The 16,125-nt window shown below is 61.4% G+C and carries 14 protein-coding genes; 12 read left to right on the plus strand and 2 right to left on the minus strand.

Going from position 1 to position 16,125, the window contains the following annotated elements:
* The first annotated feature begins 17 nt into the window (after window positions 1-17).
* The 3 genes from copC to DCN14_RS36705 all read left to right on the plus strand — a co-directional run bounded on the left by copC (window position 18) and on the right by DCN14_RS36705 (window position 1,922).
* Complete coding sequence (gene copC, locus DCN14_RS36695; RefSeq protein WP_009688004.1) at window positions 18-392, plus strand: copper homeostasis periplasmic binding protein CopC; 375 nt, start codon at window positions 18-20, stop codon at window positions 390-392.
* Entirely contained in the window at window positions 392-1,333 is a 942-nt protein-coding gene (locus DCN14_RS36700; protein ID WP_009688003.1) for a CopD family protein, read from the plus strand. The genes copC and DCN14_RS36700 overlap by 1 nt, the downstream gene beginning before the upstream one ends.
* 256 nt (window positions 1,334-1,589) lie before the next feature.
* Entirely contained in the window at window positions 1,590-1,922 is a 333-nt protein-coding gene (locus DCN14_RS36705) for a DUF4148 domain-containing protein (RefSeq protein WP_080512418.1), read from the plus strand.
* A gap of 377 nt (window positions 1,923-2,299) precedes the next feature.
* On the opposite strand, the gene DCN14_RS36710 is transcribed toward DCN14_RS36705, so the two are convergent.
* Window positions 2,300-2,629, minus strand: a complete 330-nt coding sequence (locus tag DCN14_RS36710; protein WP_009688002.1) for a four-helix bundle copper-binding protein — start codon at window positions 2,627-2,629, stop codon at window positions 2,300-2,302.
* Between the two features lie 170 nt (window positions 2,630-2,799).
* Between DCN14_RS36710 and DCN14_RS36715 the strand changes: the two genes are divergently transcribed.
* The 9 genes from DCN14_RS36715 (at window position 2,800) to DCN14_RS36755 (ending at window position 12,690) form a co-directional block, all read left to right on the plus strand.
* The gene (locus tag DCN14_RS36715) at window positions 2,800-3,168 is read left to right on the plus strand and encodes a hypothetical protein (protein WP_012464980.1); all 369 of its coding nucleotides are present in this window, start codon (window positions 2,800-2,802) and stop codon (window positions 3,166-3,168) included.
* A gap of 90 nt (window positions 3,169-3,258) precedes the next feature.
* Window positions 3,259-4,551, plus strand: a complete 1,293-nt coding sequence (locus DCN14_RS36720; RefSeq protein WP_012211077.1) for a TolC family protein — start codon at window positions 3,259-3,261, stop codon at window positions 4,549-4,551.
* Between the two features lie 11 nt (window positions 4,552-4,562).
* Window positions 4,563-6,092 carry an efflux RND transporter periplasmic adaptor subunit gene (locus DCN14_RS36725; RefSeq protein WP_012211076.1) on the plus strand — a complete coding sequence of 510 codons (1,530 nt, stop codon included), beginning with the start codon at window positions 4,563-4,565 and terminating at the stop codon, window positions 6,090-6,092.
* On the plus strand, window positions 6,089-9,295 hold the full coding sequence (locus DCN14_RS36730; RefSeq protein ID WP_012211075.1) for an efflux RND transporter permease subunit: 3,207 nt from the start codon (window positions 6,089-6,091) through the stop codon (window positions 9,293-9,295). Before DCN14_RS36725 ends, DCN14_RS36730 begins: the two co-directional genes overlap by 4 nt.
* The gene (locus DCN14_RS36735) at window positions 9,292-9,642 is read left to right on the plus strand and encodes a copper-binding protein (protein ID WP_012211074.1); all 351 of its coding nucleotides are present in this window, start codon (window positions 9,292-9,294) and stop codon (window positions 9,640-9,642) included. Before DCN14_RS36730 ends, DCN14_RS36735 begins: the two co-directional genes overlap by 4 nt.
* Before the next feature lie 75 nt (window positions 9,643-9,717).
* On the plus strand, window positions 9,718-11,589 hold the full coding sequence (gene dsbD / locus DCN14_RS36740) for a protein-disulfide reductase DsbD (RefSeq protein WP_012211073.1): 1,872 nt from the start codon (window positions 9,718-9,720) through the stop codon (window positions 11,587-11,589).
* Window positions 11,590-11,640: 51 nt separating this feature from the next.
* Window positions 11,641-12,003, plus strand: a complete 363-nt coding sequence (locus DCN14_RS36745; protein ID WP_012211072.1) for a hypothetical protein — start codon at window positions 11,641-11,643, stop codon at window positions 12,001-12,003.
* A 119-nt stretch (window positions 12,004-12,122) separates the two neighbouring features.
* Complete coding sequence (locus tag DCN14_RS36750; RefSeq protein ID WP_012211071.1) at window positions 12,123-12,410, plus strand: hypothetical protein; 288 nt, start codon at window positions 12,123-12,125, stop codon at window positions 12,408-12,410.
* A 52-nt stretch (window positions 12,411-12,462) separates the two neighbouring features.
* Window positions 12,463-12,690: a DUF2933 domain-containing protein gene (locus DCN14_RS36755; protein ID WP_012464982.1), complete on the plus strand. Its 228-nt coding sequence runs from the start codon at window positions 12,463-12,465 to the stop codon at window positions 12,688-12,690.
* A gap of 322 nt (window positions 12,691-13,012) precedes the next feature.
* Here DCN14_RS36755 and DCN14_RS36760 read toward each other — a convergent pair whose 3' ends face one another.
* Window positions 13,013-15,928: a Tn3-like element IS1071 family transposase gene (locus DCN14_RS36760; protein ID WP_003158660.1), complete on the minus strand. Its 2,916-nt coding sequence runs from the start codon at window positions 15,926-15,928 to the stop codon at window positions 13,013-13,015.
* Window positions 15,929-16,125: the final 197 nt, after the last annotated feature.

The raw sequence follows: 16,125 nt of genomic DNA on the forward strand, positions 1-16,125 counted from the left end.
TCGAGACGAGCAACAATATGAAGATTTTGACCCTCAGACATTTTGCCGGCCTCGCCGTCGCTAGTGCTGTTGCGTTCGCGCCCATCGCCGCGCTCGCACACGGCAAACTGGAAAGCGCAACGCCGGCGTCGGGCAGTACCGTCGACGTCGCGCCGGACGCATTGCGCCTGACCTTCAATGAAGACCTCGAGTCGACCTTCAGCTCGGTGAAAATCGCCGATGCTACGGGTGCGCCGGTGACGAAAGAAAAGGCGAAGATCGATGCGTCGAATCCGCGCGTCATGACGCTCGTCGTACCGAAGCTCGCGTCGGGAGCGTATACGGTTCAGTGGGCCGTCATGACTTCGGACGCGCACAAGACCAAGGGTACGTACACGTTCAAGGTGAAGTAATGAACGACGGGTTCCTGGGCATCCTGCGTCTGATCGCCGTAGCGATCCAGAACGTTGGCTTCGCCGTCATCGTAGGCGCGTTGCTCAGCAGTCAATGGCTCGCGCGCGGTGACTCCACGTGGCAAGCCGACGTGGGCCGACGGCTCGTCCTGACAGTCCGGATGGCGTCCACGCTTGCTCTGCTCGCGAGCGTGTTGTCGTTCTGGGCACATTGCGCGCTGATGAGTGAGTCAACGTTGCTTGAGGCCGGGCCCGCGGTGTGGTCGATGCTCGTGGGAACCGGCTTTGGACACGCGTGGCTGGTCGCTGCAGTTTTCATGGTTTGCGTGGTCGTGCTGGCATTGCTGCGATCGGGTAGCGATGGGAGTTTCCCGACCGGAATCTGGCTTGCTTTGGCCGCCGTAGCATTGGCACGCAGCAATGGCGGACATCCAGTCGATTCCGGACTCTTCAGCCTTCCGGTGTGGGTCGATTGGTTGCATTTGCTAGCCATCAGCGCGTGGGTCGGGCTCGTTCTCGTGACGACCTACGTCGTCATGCCGCGGCTGCTCGATGCCCCTGGAAGCGAACGGCAGACCAGTGCATCATTCGTGCAATCGCTGTCCGACACCTCGACGTACGCGTTGGTGATTTTGTTCAGCACTGGCGCATACAACGGCTGGCGAGGCGTCAGTACGCCGGCGAATTTGTGGACATCGACGTATGGACAGATCCTACTGCTGAAGTTCGTGCTCGTGCTGGTCGCCGCCGCGCTGGGCGGACACAATCGCTTCTTTGAAATGCCGACGCTAATGTCGACGCTGAAGAACCCTGCTCAAGAAGTCCCGACCGTGCCGCTTCGACGATTCAGTACGGTGCTTCACGTCGAGTCACTGATTTTGCTTGGTGTCTTGATGGTAGCGGCCGTGCTCGTATCGAGCCCGTTGCCGGGAACCACATAAATTCGTCGGTCCCTCCGTCCACGCAGGTGGTCTGTCACTCATGTGCGAGTTGCGCGTGAGCGGGCCATCTCTTTGCAGCCCGGCCCTCCAGCCGGGCTCTTTTTTCATTCCGCATTGCGTTTGGTCGACGATTCCAGATGAAGGACGCGTGACCAAAAGATCATATTCATGTCACGGCTCGATCAGTGGCTGCTCTCCACAATGACTTTCAATGGAGTCGCATGTGCGGTTCCATGCCTCGCAATGGAGAGAAAACATGAAACTTCAAATCGTCGCCGCCCTCATAGTGGTCGCCTGTGCCGCCACGTCCGCGTCTGCATTCGCTGATAGCGGGCACGGTTATCCCGACGTTACGCGAAACGGCAGCGTGGTATCGAACGAAAGCGTTGCTGCACCGGCAACGGCGCAAATTGAAAACACGGTATCGCGCGGCAAGACCCGAGAGCAGGTTCAACAGGAACTTATTCAGGCTTATCACGATGGTTTGCTGCCAACGAGCAAGCATGACTATCCGCCCAGCGAAGCGACTATCGCGCGCAACAAGGAACTCCATCAGTTAAGTGAGCCGAAGTGGGCCGCACAGCATTGAGGCACGCACCGTTGCGGAAAGCCAGGCGTTGCTCAGCCTGAACGTACACGACTCCGGCCATATTCCATGTGGAACGTAGGCTCGCCAGACCAGATAGAGGAGTTCACGCGATGAGACCGATACCCGGCATATGGATTTATGTGACGGCGATTACTACGGTCCTGGCTCTTGATGGATGTGCGAGCGCGACGGGCAATACGGATGGGAAGACGCGGATGCCGGACTCCCGTTCCGCAACGACCCGATTACCGAAGTCCTATCCGTGTCAAAATCTGCACGTGCGTTCGGCGAATTGCCCGCCGCGCTGACGGCAACGTGTGCCACGCCTCTTGCGTGCGCGATATCACCGACGCCGGGCGTGGCACGGAGCTGACCGTCTACTGAGCCATCGTCCGGCATTCCTGAGCGCAGCGTCGACAAACTTGTGCGCATTCTTTGCAATGCGCATGTTGATGTTTCTCGCATTCGGTTGCGCACGCGTCGCACAAAGTCGCGCAACTCGAGCAAACTGCCTTGACTTGCTTGCTGCCTCGCGCCATCGCTGCGGAAGCGAGGCGGCACAGCGTGGCGCAATCCAGGTCGAGTTTGATGCAGTCAATAAGCTGGCCGACTTGGGTCTCTTCAAGACACGCGGCCGCGCAATGATCGCAAGCGGTCGCGCAAGCGTCGCAGGCCGAGATGCATGTCTGGTATTGTTGATGTGCCATTTTGACTCTCCTATCGTGGACTGCCCGGATCGGGCCCGACTCGTCGCGCAAGCGTTGTACCCACATTCCGGATTAGCCCCACGCGGCTCCAGTGGCGGGGACGTTTCAGCGTTGAAACGTCAGTACAATTCCGATGTAATCACCGGCATCGGCGGACTATAATGCTGGCTATGAAATTGCTCCGGACCTTCATCCTGTCGCTGCTCTGCGCGGTGCTGCCCATCAGCGGGCTGGCAGCCAGTGGCTTGACCGGTGAATGTCCGATGCAGCAAACCATGTCCATGGGCGCGGATGCCAGCATGTCCGGCGATATGCCGGGCTGCGATTTGATGAAGTCCTCGTCCGTCGATAAAGCCAAGGCCAAGAGCGTGTTCTGCAAAGTGACCGCCCAGTGTCAGTTCGGCAGCCTCTATCATCCAGCCGCCAAGACCGACATCAGCCGTCCCGCTGCGGTCGGTACGCCCGTCATCTTCCATTACGTCCAGTCTCTTCCGGTCCGTGACCCGAACGGGTTATGGCGCCCTCCGCGTCTCGTCTAATCCCTCGCTGACAGGTTCACCGCAGTTGCGGTGAGGTTCGTCCTATGCCGGACGTGGAATCCCTATGGGATTTCGCATTGGGGTTAGAACATGCTATTCATTTTCGGCACGCCGCTGCGTCGGCGTGTTCCTTGGCGTGCGCACGCGCTTGTTTCTGCGCTATTCCTCGCGGGTGTCGTTCATGCCCAGCAGGCACCGATGACGCTTGATGCTGCGCTACAGTCGGCGACCGATCGCTCCGCATCGATGCAGGCTGCGCAGGCGTCCGTCCGCGCCAGTTCCGAGGCGGCAGTCAAAGCCGGCCAACTTCCGGACCCGATGCTCAAGGCGGGTATCGACAACCTGCCGATCAACGGTCCTCAGCGCTTCACCGTCGGCCAGGACTTCATGACGATGCGGCGCATCGGCATCGAGCAGGAATGGGTCTCCGGCGACAAGCGGCGGCTGCGCTCGGCGCTCGCCGACCGAATGGTCGGGCGCGAGCGCGCCGGCTACCTCGTGCAACTCGCGAACGTGCGGCAGCAAACCGCCACGGCCTGGCTGAACGCCGTGTACGCGAAACAGGCGCTCGCCCTGCAACAGGCGCTGCTCGACCACATGCATCACGAGCTGGCTGCGACGAAGGCGTCATATCGCGGCGCCAAGGCCGGCGCGTCTGATGTGGTGCAAGCGCAGGCGATGCTTGCGCAGACTCAGGATCAGGTGCTCAAGGCGCAACAGACTTATCAAACAGCGCTCATTGGGCTGTCGCGCTGGACGGCCGCTCCCGTTTCCGAGGTGACTGGCGAACCGCCGGCGCCCGAGTCGTTCGTATCGTCGCTCCCTCCCGACGAACTGCGCCTGTCGCAGCCAACGCTCGTGGCTGCCGCGGACGACATTTCGGTCGCCGAAGCCGATACGGCAGTCGCCAACAGCGAGCGCAGCCCGAACTGGACTTGGGAGGTCGCATATCAGCAACGCGGCGGTGCGTACTCGAACATGGTGTCGATCGGCGTCACCATTCCGTTGCCATTGAATCGGAAAAATCGCCAGAACCGCGACGTCGCGGAGAAAGCCGAGCTCGCCACGAAGGCGCGGTTGATGTACGAGGACGCGCTGCGACAGGTTCAGGCCGACATTCGCACGCAATCGGCCACGCTGGCGAGCGGACGCGAACGCATCGCCAATTTGAGTCAGTCATTGCTGCCCGCTGCGGACCAGCGCGTGCAACTCGCCAACGCCGCCTATCGCGCGGGAAGCGGCTCGCTCGCGGACACGTTCGCGGCTCGCCGCGCGCAGCTCGAGGCCGAACTGCAGGTGCTCGACCTCAAGCGCGAAGTGTCCCAGACCTGGGCCCAGCTCGAATATCAAGTGGTGCCGTCCACGATGGCTGCTGCGCAGTGAAGGAGAACGATATGACCCAAAAACCACTGGTGCGCGCGGTGCTGACTGTATTCGCCGGCGCGGCCTTGCTCGCAGCTGGCTATTTTGCGGGCACACGCCATGCAGCAACGCCCGCGGCCGCGGCCTCGACGGTAACGGCTTCGTCAGGCGAAAAGATTGACCCGAAGACCGGCAGGAAGGTGCTGTACTGGCACGACCCGATGGTGCCGAACCAGCATTTCGACAAGCCCGGCAAGTCGCCTTTCATGAACATGCAACTGGAGCCTGTCTATGCGGACGACGGTGGCGGCTCTTCCGGCATCAAGATCGACCCGGGCCTCCAACAGAACCTCGGAATTCGCTATGCGACCGTGCGCCGGCAGGAAACGACGGGGGGATTCGACGCGGTCGGCACAACGCAATTCGACGAGTCGCGCTCGGATGTCGTGCAGTCGCGCGTTACAGGCTACATCGACCGGTTGTATGCCAGTGCGCCGATGCAACGCATCGCGAAAGGTGCGCCGATTGCGTCGTTGTTCGTTCCGGACTGGCTCGCGCCGCAGGAAGAATATCTTGCGCTCAAGCGCGGCGGCATGGATGCCAGCCTCCTCGAAGCGTCGCGTGCGAGGATGCGCGCGATGTCGATTCCGGACGGCATCATCGCGAGCCTCGACCGAACCGGGAGGGCCCAGACACACGTCGTACTGACGTCGCCCGAGGCTGGCGTCGTTAGCGAACTGAACGTCCGTGACGGCGCGATGGTCGCGCCCGGGCAGACGCTCGCGAAGATTGCCGGCCTGTCGAAGCTCTGGCTCATCGTCGAGATTCCCGAGGCGCTCGCGCTGAGCGTACAGCCCGGCATGACGGTCGACGCGACGTTCGCCGGTGATCCGGCACAACATTTCGCCGGGCGCATTCGCGAGATCCTGCCGGGCATCAGCACCACCAGCCGCACGCTGCAGGCGCGCCTCGAAATCGACAACGCCTCGCTCAAGCTGACGCCGGGCATGCTGATGCGCGTGCGCGTTGCCGGTCAGAAGGCTGTGTCGAGACTGCTGGTGCCGTCCGAAGCGGTCATCACGACCGGCAAACGCTCGGTCGTCATCGTGAAGAACGGTGACGGGCGCCTTCAGCCGGCGACAGTGACCGTTGGCAATGACATTGGCAGCGAAACCGAGGTGTTGAGCGGCCTGAACGATGGCGACACGGTCGTCGCTTCCGGCCAATTCCTGATCGATTCCGAAGCGAGCCTGAAGTCCGTGTTGCCGCGGCTGGAAGGTGGCTCAGGGGCAAGCGCAACCGCGCCGGCGTCCGCGCCTGTCGCCACTGCGCAGACCTATGAGACCACCGGCAAGGTCGAGAAAGTGACCGCCGCAGACATTACGTTCTCTCATCAACCCGTGCCGGCGCTCGGTTGGGGTGCGATGACGATGGCGTTCAACAAGCCGGCGCCGAGCGCATTCCCCGACATCAAGGCCGGACAGATGGTGCACTTCGTCTTCAAGCAGTCGGATGAAGGCTACCAACTGACGAAGGTCGAACCGGTCGGAGGCGCGCAATGATTGCCCGGCTCATCCGCTGGTCCATCCACAACCGCTTCCTGGTGTTGCTCGCGACCGTGCTCGTAACGGGTTGGGGCCTGTACTCGGTCGCCGAGACACCGCTCGATGCACTGCCCGACCTGTCCGACACGCAGGTCATCATCAAAGCGTCGTATCCGGGCAAGGCGCCGCAGGTCATCGAGGACCAGGTGACGTACCCGCTCACGACGACGCTGCTCGGCGTGCCGGGGGCGAAGACCATCCGTGCGTACTCGTCGTTCGGCGATGCGTTCGTCTATGTGCTGTTCGACGACAAGACCGACCAGTATTGGGCACGTTCGCGCGTGCTCGAGTACCTGAATCAGGTGCAAAGCCGCCTGCCGCAAGGTGCGACGGTCTCGCTCGGTCCGGACGCGACCGGCGTGGGCTGGGTGTACGAGTATGCGCTCGTCGACAGGAGCGGACGGCATGACCTCGGTCAGCTGCGCGCGCTGAACGACTGGTTCCTGAAGTTCGAGCTGAAAGCAGTGCCGGATGTCTCCGAGGTCGCCAGCATCGGCGGCATGGTGCGCCAGTATCAGGTCGTGCTCGACCCGGACAAGCTGCGCGCGTACGGCATCACGCAGGCCGCGGTGGCCGATGCGCTTGGCAAGGCGAATCAGGAGTCGGGCGGCTCGGTGGTGGAGATGGCCGAGTCCGAGTACATGGTGCGCTCGTCTGGCTACCTGCGCTCGCTCGACGATTTCCGGCATGTCGTATTGCGGACCAACGACGCCGGCACGCCGGTGCTGCTGGGCGACGTCGCACGCATCCAGATCGGCCCCGAGATGCGTCGCGGCATCGCGGAGCTGAACGGCCAGGGCGAGGTCGCCGGCGGCGTCATCGTGATGCGCTCGGGCAAGAATGCGCTGAAGACCATCGATGCGGTCAAGGCGAAGCTCGCCGACCTGAAGCGCTCGCTGCCACCCGGCGTCGAAGTGGTCACCACCTACGACCGATCGCAACTCATCGAACGAGCGGTGGACAACCTGAAGGACAAGCTCATCGAGGAGTTCATCATCGTCGGGCTCGTCTGTGCCGTGTTCCTGTTTCACCTGCGCAGCGCGTTCGTCGCCATTCTGTCGTTGCCGCTTGGCGTGCTGGCCGCGTTCATTGTGATGCGCTATCAGGGAGTCAACGCGAACCTGATGTCGCTTGGCGGCATCGCGATCGCGATCGGCGCAATGATCGACGCGGCCATCGTGATGATCGAGAACGCGCACAAACACCTGGAAGCGTTCGATCATGAGCATCCCGATACACGGATGACCGCCGCTCAACGCTGGGAGCTCATCGCGACTTCGGCCGCCGAGGTTGGGCCGGCATTGTTTTTCTCGCTGCTCATCATCACGCTGTCGTTCATTCCGGTGTTCTCGCTCGAAGGACAGGAAGGCAAGCTGTTCTCGCCGCTGGCGTTCACGAAGACCTACACGATCGCGGCGGCGGCCGGCTTGTCGGTCACACTCGTGCCCGTGTTGATGGGCTATCTGATCCGCGGGCGGATTCCGCACGAAAACGCGAACCCGATCAACCGCGTGCTGATACGGTTGTATCGTCCGTTGCTCGAGGCGACGTTGCGTCGGCCGTGGACAGCCATTGGTCTCGCGGCGGTTGCCTTGGTGCTCACGATCGTTCCGATTTCGCGTCTAGGCGGCGAATTCATGCCACCACTCGACGAGGGCGATCTGTTGTATATGCCGACCGCGCTCCCGGGCATTTCGGCCCAGAAAGCGAGCGAACTGCTGCAGCAGACCGATCGCCTGATCAAGACCGTGCCCGAGGTCGAGACGGTATTCGGCAAGTCTGGTCGCGCGGATACGGCCACGGACCCGGCGCCACTCGAGATGTTCGAGACCACCATTCAGTTCAAGCCGCGTAGCCAGTGGCGGCCGGGCATGACGCCGGAGAAGCTGGTCGATGAGCTGGATCGGACGGTCAAGGTGCCCGGTCTGTCGAACGTATGGGTGCCGCCGATCCGCAATCGTCTCGACATGTTGTCGACCGGCATCAAGACGCCGGTGGGTGTCAAGATTTCCGGGCCGGACCTGACGCAAATCGATCGTATCGCGACCCAGGTCGAAACGGCCGTCAAAGGTGTGCCTGGCGTGACGTCGGCACTCGCGGAACGGCTGAACGGCGGACGCTATATCGACGTGGATATCGACCGGCTTGCCGCGGCCCGCTACGGACTGTCGGTGGCCGATATCCAGTCGGTCGTGTCCTCGGCGGTGGGCGGCGAGAACGTCGGCGAGGTAATTGCGGGGCGTGAGCGTTTCCCCATCAACATCCGTTATCCACGCGAAATTCGCGACTCGCTCGAGAAATTGCGACAGTTGCCGGTCGTCACTGACCGCGGCGCGCAAATCCAGCTCGGCGACGTCGCGCACATCACGATCGCCGACGGCCCACCGATGATTCGCAGCGAAAACGCACGGCTCTCCGGATATGTCTATGTCGATATCCGCAACACCGACCTGCAGTCCGCCGTGAAGGCGATGCAGAAGGTTGTGGCCGAGCAGGTCCAATTGCCACCCGGTTATTCGATTGCGTGGTCGGGCCAGTTCGAGTACCTGGAACGCGCGGCGGCCAAGCTGCGCACGGTGGTCCCCGTCACGCTCGTCGTCATCTTCGTGCTGCTGTTCCTGACCTTCAACTCGGCTGCCGATGCGCTGCTGCTGATGTCGACCGTACCGTTTGCGCTGGTCGGCGGGTTCTGGCTCATCTGGATGCTCGGCCATGCGGTGTCGGTTGCGACGTCAGTCGGATTCATCGCGCTCGCGGGCGTCGCTGCCGAATTCGGCGTGGTGATGCTGCTGTACCTGAAAGGCGCGCTCAATCGCCGGCTGGAGGATGGCGAGCCGCTCACCGAGGCGCTGCTGTTCGATGCGATCCGCGAAGGCGCCGTGCTGCGCGTGCGGCCGAAGGCCATGACGGTGGCCGTCGTGCTCGCGGGCCTCATTCCCATCATGGTCGGACATGGCGCCGGGTCGGAGGTCATGCAGCGGATCGCCGCGCCGATGGTCGGCGGCATGGTGACCGCACCACTTCTGTCCATGTTCGTGATTCCCGCAGCGTGGTTCCTGTTGCAGCGCCGTCGCGCGCGACAGGCGCCTGCTGCCAGTTTCCCCCAAGCAGTACCTTCCGGCACGAACGTGCCAGTCAACCAAACCGGAGAAGTCCAATGAAGAAGCTCATCGTTGTATCTGCCGCACTCGCAGCCGCTTTCGTCACGCCCGCATTTGCCGGCAACGACATGGCTGGCATGGACATGTCGACCAAAGCTTCCGCGATGAAGGCGTCGTCGAACAACGCACTCACCGACGCGGAGGTCAAGAAGGTCGACACGGCGACCGGCATGGTCACGTTGAAGCACGGCGCGCTCGAAAACGTCGGCATGCCGCCGATGACGATGGCGTTCAAAGCGAAGGATGCCGCGATGGTCAAGCAGATTAAGGAAGGCGACAAGGTCAAGGTGCGCGTTGAAGAAGTCAACGGCACCCTGACCATCGTGAAACTGGAAAAGCGTTCCTGACGAAAACATTGGTGCCCGGCGCGCAGGCGTCTGTCCGCGCGCCGGTACGCCAAAGGGGCGGCCGAGGAGACCAACATGCGCACGACATCCTCTAACACGTATCGGTACGTCTATCGAACAGCGGACGCGTTGAGTCGCATGCTTCGCTTCGTCCTTGTGCTGGTGTTCGGACTTGTATCCTTTGCGGCATACGCAGTCAACGAATCCGAATTGCTGGCGCCCGAGCAGGCATTTCCGTTGACCGTCAGCCTTGCGAGCCATAAGGAGGTCGTGCTCGACTTCAAGACGAAGCCCGGGTATTACCTGTATCGTGACCGATTCAGCTTTGCGGTGAGCGGCGCGCCGGTAAAACCGGTTGCGATGCCTCCCTCCGAAACCAAGAACGACCCCACGTTCGGTGTCGTGCAGGTCTATCACCAGCCGGTCCGAATTCTTCTTCCGCTGTCCGCCGCCGTCACGTCAAGCGCCACGCTGACGGTGACATCCCAGGGATGTGCAGACGTTGGTGTCTGTTATCCGCCTCAGACTCGCCGCTTTCGGATCGCTGCGGACGGTGGGGTGACGCCTGCCGCGCTCGTGGGGAGCGCGAAGGGGGCGGACTTCCCTGTCGCAGAGAAAGACCGGCAGGCCACCGTACTCGGTCTACCGCTGCGGCCGGCCAATGGTATCGGCATCGCCGAAATGCTTGGCTTCCTGTTGGCGGGTCTGCTGATGGCGGGTACCGTGTGCATGTATCCGCTCATTCCGATCGTCACGGCGGTCATTGACGGTACTCGCGAGCGGTTGCCGGTATGGCGCGGGTTCTCGCTGTCGTTGGCCTATGTGCAAGGACTGGCGATCACGTATGCGGCAGCCGGAACTGTCGCGGCCGTCATCGGCATTCCGCTCGTGGCGCTGACGCAGAAACCCTGGTTGCTGGCCACGTTCGGCATGCTCATGCTCGCGTTCGCGCTCGGTATGTTCGGCGTGTTCCGATTGCAACTGCCGACGGGTTGGCAGACGCGGTTTGCGGGATGGAGCAAGCGCTTGCCCGGCGGCCGTGTTGGGCCCGTGTTCGTGATGGGCATGTTGTCCGCGCTGATCGTAGGGCCGTGTTCCACACCGGCGCTGGCCGGCGCACTGCTCTACATCGCAAACAGTCGTGACATCTCAGGCGGTGCGCTGGCGCTGTATCTGATGGGTATCGGAATCGGCATTCCATTGTTGCTCGTCGGTACGTTCGGAACGCGCTTGCTGCCCAAGTCGGGACACTGGATGGTCGCCGTCCAGAACACGCTGGGGGTCATGCTGTTGGCCGCCGCGCTGTGGTTCGTTTATTCGCTGCTGCCCGCGTGGCTGCTGATGTCGCTGATCGCGTTGCTGCTCACCGCTTGCGGGACGATGCTGCGGGCGATCGACCCGTTACCGGCGGATGCTACGGGCATCGCGCGAGTCGGCAAAGCGCTCGGTGTGTTGCTGCTGGTCGCTGGTATTGCCGAGTTTGTTGGCGTCGCATCGGGCAACTTCGACATTTTGACGCCGCTGGGCGGATTGACTCGGACATCGACGTCGGCGGGCGGCGGCACAAGTGCGGCAACGCAATTCGACACGATAACCTCGAACGCGAAGCTGGACGAGGCGCTCAAGGCAGCACGAGGTCAACCTGTCATGGTGGACTTCTACGCGGACTGGTGCATCACCTGCAAGGAACTCGAACGCTTCACGTTCACGGATGCGCGCGTGATGAACGAGTTCACGCATTGGAAGTTGCTGCGCATCGACGTGACGAAGAACACCGAGGCCGACACGGCCATGTTGCGGCGGTTCGGTCTGTTCGGCCCTCCGGCGCTGATCTTCTTCGACAAGACTGGTCGGCCACAGCCCGATGCGCAATTGATCGGATTTATTGGCGCGGACACGTTCCTGGCCCATCTGAAGCGGTTGCAGTCGGGCGATGTGGCGCAATAGCGCAGCTGCCGGCGGTCGCAGCGGGACTGATCGGCGCCTATACTGGAAATCATGAAATTCTGGGTCAAACTCGTTGCCTGCTTTCTGATTGCGTGGTTGCCAATGCTCGGTTACCCCGCACAGGCGGCGTTGTGTCCAGAAATGTCGTCGATGCCAGCGGTACAGCATCACATGAAGGCAGCAAGTGCGATCGAAGCGACCGGATGCACGTCCGGTACGAAGCCTCTCGGTACCAGCGATCGTCCATCTGCGTGCCACGCGGGCATGGGAAGTGCCGTGTGCGGGATGCTGGCTATACCGATGTCGCATCGCGTCGGCATCGTCGTTTCTACGGCCGACTATCGGGCCATCACGCCGTTCCTCGCCGAGCAGTTCATTCCTGAGCTGCCAGCACCACCCCCGCGTTCGTTGTAACTCTCATCCGTCGACGCTTGCCCAGCGGTTCCGTACCGCGGCCCGAGTTCGCTCGTGGCCCGCGTATTCATCCGGGAAGCGTCGCATGTTCGATTCTTTGAATGCAGATGGAGATATACATGAACGCAAGTCATGCACGAATGGCGGTCCTTTCCACACTATTGGTTGCAGCGAGCGCAGTGAGCTTCGCTGCCACTGGTTCAGCGTCCGGCACGTCGGCGCAAGATCGTGAGCACGGTCACGGCTCGATGATGATGGGCGGCATGATGGGTGGTTGCCCGATGATGGGGGGGAGCGCCGGACTGGACTCGAAGACCGCAATGCGAATGCACGCCGAGATGATGCGCGCGATGAGCGACATCATGATGAAGTATTCCGACCAGGCGGGTGCGGCACCGTCAAAGTGACGCAAGCCAGACCACATGACTCGCATTGAATTCCGCTTGACAAGGACTTCACATGAAATGCAACTGGAAAACCATGGTGGCTGTTGGGTCCGCACTGGTCGCCGTCATCGCCCTCGGGTACTGGGCATTTCCTCCGCTCAGAGGCCCGCTTGCAACGCTCGCCGTTATCGCCAGTGGGTTTATCTGCCCGCTATCGATGATTTTCATGATGCGCGGCATGCAATCTCACGCTGACGGTTCCGGTGTGGACACTCGCCTGACGGACAAAGCCGAACACTGAGCCCGCCGACTTACGTCGGTACATCGGGCCGGAGCGATGGCATTTGCCACCGCTCCGGTCCGCTTCACGGAGCGTATATGTTCACTGGGAAACCAATCGTCAATTTCATCATTGGCCTACTCGCGGCCATCGGCCTGCTAGCGGTGCTGGGCACGGCCGCGATGTGGGGGATGCATAGCGGGGTCTCCTCGTTTTCAGTGCAATAAGTGACGGTACGAAAAGCTAGCACTGGCGCGGAGGTGGTGTTGGTAGATCGTTGATTTCATTGACTTTCCTGTTCACTTTCAAATCTGCGATTCGTGGCGTCAAACCGTGGTCGGTTTCATCCATTGGTGCCAGTTATCGATGCATTTGGCCGCGAAGGCAGGATTTGGTCAGCATAGCGGTCAACCGGGAAGCGAAACACACCCCGCAAGTTGATGCTCTCCAGCCTGGTGGGCGCAATCTTCCCGATCAGTTCCGGTGGAATGACCTGGCGGCGGTTCGACCAGCGATCCAGGACCGCCTGCATCTGTGAGGTATTCCACGCCATCACGATGTTGGCCATCAGGCTCAACGCATCGGCCACAGCCTGCATTTCATCGACACGTTTGGCCTGCGCCGGGCTGATCCGGCCGGTATAAATGGCGCGCTTGAGGGCGTTAACAGCCTCGCCCCGATTGAGCACCCGGCGCAACTCGTTCCTGAAAGCGTCCTTGACAAAGTAGTCAGCCAAAAACGCCGTACGCAGCAACCGCCCCAATTGCACGCCAGCCTCATAGATTGGATCGCCCTGGGCGGCAGAACCGAACCGCGCAAGAGCTGCCACCGCACTGGCATGTCCGCTCATGACCGAGGCTGCCAGGTGCACCAGACTATCCCAATGCTTTTCGATCAAAGCGACGTCGACATTGGCTTCGCACACCGCAGCGATTTCTGCGGGCACTTTGGTGCCGCGTGGCACAAAGAGGTGGCGCTGTTTGAGTTCCTTCAACCGCGGGCAAAGATCAAAACCAAGCAAACGGGCATGTGACATGGCAAAGTCGGTGTAGCCATGGGTATCCACAGCAAGCTGGCTGGTCTCCAGCTTTTCTTGGCGGATGACACCTTCAATGGCCACGCCCGCCTGGCGCTCATTGAGCACAAAGGGCTGCGCATGGAAGATGCCCCACCGGTCTTTTACATGGGAGTAGATTCCAATGGAAGGTGTGTTGCGCCGAGGATCAAGCCGGGCTTGCCACACCCGTTTGGTGGTCTCCATGGTCATCATGTCAGAAGATGCCAAATCGGACCGCCCCCAGGTGGCGGCAATCGGGTGTCGCTGCATGAATTCCAGCACAGCCTGGCAGGCCTGGCTCAGACGCCGTTCGTCCCGCGCCCAGCGCATGGCCTGGCGAATGCTGGTGGCAGACAATTGCGGAATCATGCGCGCGCATTCGACCGCAGTCAGACTGGTGCCGTGGGCCATGATGCCGGCATAGACCATCAGCAGCTCGTCGGTAGAGCGCGGCTCACGTCCGAGCATGATCCAGCTAAAGCGCACCTGGGCGTCAACGGCCAGAATCACTTCCGGCAATTGAACCTCACCGATGCGGTGATCCAAAGCCGCGCGCAGCTTGGTCACTTCTGGGTCTTCGTCCTCTGCGGGCAATGGCGACAAATGGAGTTCATCATCCACGCGCAGTACGCCACTGCGGGCTGCAGCGGCCACCGCATCGACACCGGCAGTTACTCTGGCCAGCAAAGGCTTCAAGAAAGTGGCAGCCTTGCTGGGTAACGATAGACGGGCATAGTGTTTCTTGGACTCTGCCTGCCAACGCTCGTCCGTGAAGAACAAGCGCGCACGACCCCGAAAGCTCAGGCTGTGCTCAATCCAGACCGAGCCATTGCGCACCGCGCGGCGCAGGGCAAACAGGGTGGCCACCTCCAACGCCTGAAACGCCCGTTCCCGGTCTGGGCTGGAGATCGAAACCTGCCAGATCATTCCCAGACTTGGTGCCACCACTTCAACTGGCAGCTTTCTGGATCCTTTGAGATATAAAGCTTGCAGCTTGGCAAGGTACTCGATGGCAGGATGCTCGCCGGTGGCCTGCCAGGGCAGCTTTGCAATGGCGACGAGCAACGACCGCACGGGGCGAATTCCATCAATCAATCCCTCGCGGACCAGGGAGGCCCTGCTCGGTGGTTTGCGTTTCTGGGTTTCGGTGATCAAGGCTTCAAGACGGGCACGCAACTCAGCATCTGGCACCGCACCTTGCGCGCTCAAGGCAACAAGTTCGCCGAGCAGCGTTTTGTACATTGCGGCCCAATTGACGGTAGCGGGGACATCGGCGGCAGCCTGACGCCACAGATCGGCGATCCGGCGCTGCACCATAAGGATCAACTGGTCTGTGGTGGTGAACAGGCAATACCGAAGAAAGCATGCGACCTCCACGGTGCGCGCTGGCTCTTTGATCTTGGCTCCGGCTGAGGGCGGCCTGGAGACAAGTCGGCGCGCGTAGCGGCGCAAGATGAGATCGGGGATGTCTGCCAGGTGCTTATGAACGTCCAGCGTGTAAAGCAGGTCGATGCGCTCCAGTACCTCGCTGATTTGGCGGGTTGAGTGTTTCGCCGGTGCAGCCCATAGCCAACTCTGCTGGGTTTGTCCATCTGGGCGCAGCTCTGAAACTGAGGCTCGCCAGCGATCAAGTGTTGCTGGATCAACGCTGGCGGCGATGGCGGTGCCTGTTTCAACTTCAAGCTGGGCAAGTGCCGCCGCAATCAGTGTCCGAATTGCCCGCTCGTGCACGATCACCAGCTTGTTCTTGTACAGCCATTGACGCGCCCGCACGAGTAGCTGATCGCGGTCGGCGCAGCGCGCCACTTCGTCGCGCAGTTCACGTACCAGTGAGCGGCGCTGGTGCTCGCTCATCCACTGGAATCCAAGGACCGTGCAGGCTACTTGTTGGTGATCGAATAGCGTGCGCCCGCGTTCATACATGGCTCTCAGCGAGGCGACTTCTGGTGCTGCAATGCCAAGCTCGTTGCCAAGGTGGCGCCACAAGGCTACTGGAATTACCCGAAAGGCACCGAGCAAACGCCCACTCATGCGCAGGAAACCAATATGGAGCGCCAGACCAAGCTTGTGGGAATCACCTCGGCGTGCATTGATTGCGTCGCGCTCGGCACCATCGAAGGTGAAAAATGCCTTCATCTCGAAGTCGCTGATATCGCGGGGGAGCCCACGCATCCCCAAAAACGTTGTGTGCCAACCCTGCATCGTGAACCTCAAAAGTGGGAGGCCACCATACCCGTTTACAAAGCGAACAGGAAAGTCAATGAAATCAACGGTCTACCCAGACCACCCCCGCGCCAGTGCTAGCTTTGCGTACCGTCACTTATTGCACTGAAAACGAGGAGACCCCATAGCGGGATGATGCACGGCATGCTGTCGTGTGGAAGCACGATGTATCCGCG

The sequence above is a fragment of the Burkholderia sp. IDO3 genome (genome assembly GCF_003366075.1).
GTDB lineage: Bacteria > Pseudomonadota > Gammaproteobacteria > Burkholderiales > Burkholderiaceae > Burkholderia > Burkholderia anthina.

Coding starts and splice junctions, on each gene's coding strand:
- dsbD (WP_012211073.1), top strand. CDS start 9,718: ATGCGCACGACATCCTCTAACACGTATCGGTACGTCTATCGAACAGCG.
- DCN14_RS36735 (WP_012211074.1), top strand. CDS start 9,292: ATGAAGAAGCTCATCGTTGTATCTGCCGCACTCGCAGCCGCTTTCGTC.
- DCN14_RS36750 (WP_012211071.1), top strand. CDS start 12,123: ATGAACGCAAGTCATGCACGAATGGCGGTCCTTTCCACACTATTGGTT.
- DCN14_RS36700 (WP_009688003.1), top strand. CDS start 392: ATGAACGACGGGTTCCTGGGCATCCTGCGTCTGATCGCCGTAGCGATC.
- DCN14_RS36745 (WP_012211072.1), top strand. CDS start 11,641: ATGAAATTCTGGGTCAAACTCGTTGCCTGCTTTCTGATTGCGTGGTTG.
- DCN14_RS36755 (WP_012464982.1), top strand. CDS start 12,463: ATGAAATGCAACTGGAAAACCATGGTGGCTGTTGGGTCCGCACTGGTC.
- DCN14_RS36710 (WP_009688002.1), bottom strand. CDS start 2,629: ATGGCACATCAACAATACCAGACATGCATCTCGGCCTGCGACGCTTGC.
- DCN14_RS36730 (WP_012211075.1), top strand. CDS start 6,089: ATGATTGCCCGGCTCATCCGCTGGTCCATCCACAACCGCTTCCTGGTG.
- DCN14_RS36720 (WP_012211077.1), top strand. CDS start 3,259: ATGCTATTCATTTTCGGCACGCCGCTGCGTCGGCGTGTTCCTTGGCGT.
- DCN14_RS36705 (WP_080512418.1), top strand. CDS start 1,590: ATGAAACTTCAAATCGTCGCCGCCCTCATAGTGGTCGCCTGTGCCGCC.
- DCN14_RS36760 (WP_003158660.1), bottom strand. CDS start 15,928: ATGCAGGGTTGGCACACAACGTTTTTGGGGATGCGTGGGCTCCCCCGC.
- DCN14_RS36725 (WP_012211076.1), top strand. CDS start 4,563: ATGACCCAAAAACCACTGGTGCGCGCGGTGCTGACTGTATTCGCCGGC.
- DCN14_RS36715 (WP_012464980.1), top strand. CDS start 2,800: ATGAAATTGCTCCGGACCTTCATCCTGTCGCTGCTCTGCGCGGTGCTG.
- copC (WP_009688004.1), top strand. CDS start 18: ATGAAGATTTTGACCCTCAGACATTTTGCCGGCCTCGCCGTCGCTAGT.